The organism is Vibrio sp. SG41-7 (assembly GCF_014164465.1).
GTDB classification, from domain to species: Bacteria; Pseudomonadota; Gammaproteobacteria; order Enterobacterales; family Vibrionaceae; genus Vibrio; species Vibrio splendidus.
Window position 1 is genome coordinate 1 of sequence record NZ_JACJFF010000242.1, and the last position, 2,773, is coordinate 2,773.

Consider the following 2,773-nt stretch of genomic DNA (forward strand, 5'->3'; position numbering starts at 1 on the left):
GTGTTTTGGGAAGCTCAGAGAGGCCGATACCGCCAAACCCTTATGTAGCAAGGGATTGAAGCTTCCCGTTTTAACAATATGGGAAGCAGCAGTATCAGCCGTTATCTGTGCTGGTGGATGTTGTTTGTTGAACGCGGTTCTAGATTGGTTTGTTGAAGTGATGGGTAAATAAAGGGATTAAGGGAGCCTTAGTCGTTACTGACTTCGATTTCGTCGTAGGCGTCCATGCCTACATAGGCGACAAAGTTGCTTTGCCACAATTTATACAACTCGTTCACAGAAGATTGGCGAATGTTCTGCCATCCTCCGTAACGAGAAAATGCCATGCCATTCCCGATATCAAAATCTAGATCTCTTTCTAATTCTGGGTAGGGACCTCCGCAATAACTAAAGTCAGTGATGTACAGGATCGAGAAGTGATTCTCATCTGTTTTGTTCAGCGCAATTTCAACGGGATGAAAACCACCATTTTCAGCACTGTAGGTTTTGTCTCGAAAGTTGATCGTTATGTGATTACCTTGCTTATCCCGATGCTGATCAAGCACTTGGCTTAGGCAGCGATGGAAAGCCTTTGATAAAGGCAAGCTGGTTGGGCTAACGTGTATTGAGGTTGATGTTTTAACAGGCATAGGGGCTCCTAGGCGCCTTCTTACTGCGCTTTGAAAGTAATGGATGATTGAAGGATTAATGTATTGATTGGGGAGTGTTAGATGGCGGTAGCTGCGAAGGAATCAAAACCACCATTGCGAAAAGCTTTTACCAACGAACGTTGCCATGATTGAAACAGATCAATGACTTCAGGTTGATTAAGATCGCACCGCTCAATATCTGGTTGATAAAACCACTGGTGATTGAAATTAAAGTAAAGCTCGACGTCTAACTCATTGCTTGTTTCGTTGGGAAAGGCAAAGCTAGTCATGGTTGCGACCTTCCATACCTCACTTGACGGCTCTCTGAATAAATGAATTTCAACAGGGTGAGGACCTGTTTTGTTAGGTCGATAGGCATTGTGACGAAAGTTGAGAGCGACACGTTCTACATGCTCTGGAATTGACGCCACACTCATTACAGTAGTGAGGTATCCCTGTAACTCAGGTAAAAGGGAAATACATTCGTAACGGGCAATAACACTGTTCATATCCAACTCCTTTCTGCAAAAGAGACGCAGTCTTCACCGACCACAATATGGTCAAGTACTCGAACATCAATCAGTGACAAGGCATCGATCAACCTGGTCGTAATGCGCCTATCAGCCTGCGATGGCTCAGGATCTCCACTAGGATGGTTATGAGCAAAGATCACAGCTCCAGCATTGGCATAGAGGGCAGCCTTTACTACTTCTCTTGGATAAACGCTCGCCGCATCAATAGTGCCAAAGAACAGCTCTTCAAAACGAATAAGCTGGTGCTGGTTATCGAGCAGCATCAGAGCAAATACTTCTCGCTCGTATGATCCGAGCTTGAGCTTTAAATACTCCTTTACATTATTCGGGTTAGTGAATGTCCCTTCGCGCTTGTACTTTTGTGCAAGGGCCTCAGCTGCCGTTTCAAGCAGCTCATTTAAGCTCGATGGCTGGTGGGTAGGGTAGTTGTGTCTTGGCATGGTATGCCTCCTTAAAGTGAGCGATGGTTCCTATTCACTTTGATGACATATATCTGAAAGGTTTTTGAATGAAGGGATTTGATCGGAAGTAAAACTGAGTGGCACATGCTGAGCTTTGATTGGACGTTCTGGGTAAAAATTTATTTGCGGACTCCTGTTATGACGAATAACAAGGAGAACACCCAATGAGATTTTTAAAACTAAAAGAAGTAATGCAAAAAACCGCCCTTAGCCGTTCAGCGATTTACCGCAAAATGAATGATAATAACTTTCCGCAATCAATCAATTTAGGTGATAGATCCGTCGCTTGGGTTGATAAGGAAGTGGATGAGTGGATGGAAGCGTGTTTGGGAGATCGTGGAGTTAGGGAGCGATAGCTCTCACCTAAATGATGAGTGTGAAGAGGATGTTGATGCTTTCTCTTCATGTTTTACGATGTGCTTAAACTAAGAATCGAACACTTTGTAACTTATTCTTGCCCGTGCGACGTGAGGTCGTATGAAGCGCTGTTCACCGCTTTATGAGTGGACCATCTGTATCACCAGATGAACCTATGGGCCTGAATAAAGCAGCGGCTCAGACAATGTAACGAAGAGCAATCTAAATTGCTCGGGATTCGAATCGTGAGAGGATGATCCTCCTGATAACCACACAAATCGGGTGAGTGCTAGGTAGTCAGTATGATGAACGTAAGTGAATCCATCTAAGGTGCGTTATATGACGAAGCAGAGGAAGTGGTTACGAGCCATATCGATGAAAACAGTGACGTAATTATGTCCACGCTTTGAAGCTGTTTCATCAAACCCAAAAGCTTGAAGAGATGAGAGGTCAAGTCGTGATAAAGCTTGTTCAACGTAATGTTCCACCACTCGCCAAAGCCGCTTATCCGTCACTTCCATAAACTTAGCGGCAGCGTTAACTGGCACTCTCTTACGAGTGTTAAGGCCACTTCTTCGAACAGTAAAGTAAAACCACTACCCGCTCTTGCCCAAGGCACTTCGATGAGCTTGACCCCGTGAGTTTTGCAGTGAACTCTAGGTATCTTTGCTGTGATATAGCAATGGTGCTGAAAAAAGTTGAGATGACGCCATGTTTTCTCTTTGAAGTCATGTGCAGAGCAAGCGGCGCCACATTCTGGACACGAGTAAAGTACTCCACGTTCAGCCCCCAC

General features: G+C 44.6%; 4 protein-coding genes and 1 pseudogene. 1 reads left to right on the forward strand and 4 read right to left on the reverse strand.

What is annotated here, in order from left to right:
- Nucleotides 1–188: 188 nt before the first annotated feature.
- The 3 genes from H5300_RS26220 to radC form a co-directional block, all read right to left on the reverse strand.
- A complete protein-coding gene (locus H5300_RS26220) occupies nucleotides 189–629 on the reverse strand; it encodes a DUF2787 domain-containing protein (RefSeq protein WP_182797309.1) in 441 nt (146 codons plus the stop codon).
- Nucleotides 630–706: 77 nt separating this feature from the next.
- Nucleotides 707–1,138, reverse strand: a complete 432-nt coding sequence (locus tag H5300_RS26225; protein WP_182797310.1) for a DUF2787 family protein — start codon at nucleotides 1,136–1,138, stop codon at nucleotides 707–709.
- Complete coding sequence (radC, locus tag H5300_RS26230; RefSeq protein ID WP_182797311.1) at nucleotides 1,135–1,602, reverse strand: DNA repair protein RadC; 468 nt, start codon at nucleotides 1,600–1,602, stop codon at nucleotides 1,135–1,137. Before radC ends, H5300_RS26225 begins: the two co-directional genes overlap by 4 nt.
- A 185-nt stretch (nucleotides 1,603–1,787) precedes the next feature.
- Between radC and H5300_RS26235 the strand changes: the two genes are divergently transcribed.
- Nucleotides 1,788–1,979, forward strand: a complete 192-nt coding sequence (locus tag H5300_RS26235) for an AlpA family transcriptional regulator (RefSeq protein WP_182797312.1) — start codon at nucleotides 1,788–1,790, stop codon at nucleotides 1,977–1,979.
- A gap of 363 nt (nucleotides 1,980–2,342) precedes the next feature.
- On the opposite strand, the pseudogene H5300_RS26240 reads toward H5300_RS26235, so the two are convergent.
- A pseudogene (locus tag H5300_RS26240) lies at nucleotides 2,343–2,773 on the reverse strand (helix-turn-helix domain-containing protein); the annotation flags it as partial.

Excerpts from the sequence above, each read along its gene's own strand:
- H5300_RS26235 (WP_182797312.1), top strand. The coding sequence starts at position 1,788 with ATGAGATTTTTAAAACTAAAAGAAGTAATGCAAAAAACCGCCCTTAGC.
- H5300_RS26220 (WP_182797309.1), bottom strand. The coding sequence starts at position 629 with ATGCCTGTTAAAACATCAACCTCAATACACGTTAGCCCAACCAGCTTG.
- radC (WP_182797311.1), bottom strand. The coding sequence starts at position 1,602 with ATGCCAAGACACAACTACCCTACCCACCAGCCATCGAGCTTAAATGAG.
- H5300_RS26225 (WP_182797310.1), bottom strand. The coding sequence starts at position 1,138 with ATGAACAGTGTTATTGCCCGTTACGAATGTATTTCCCTTTTACCTGAG.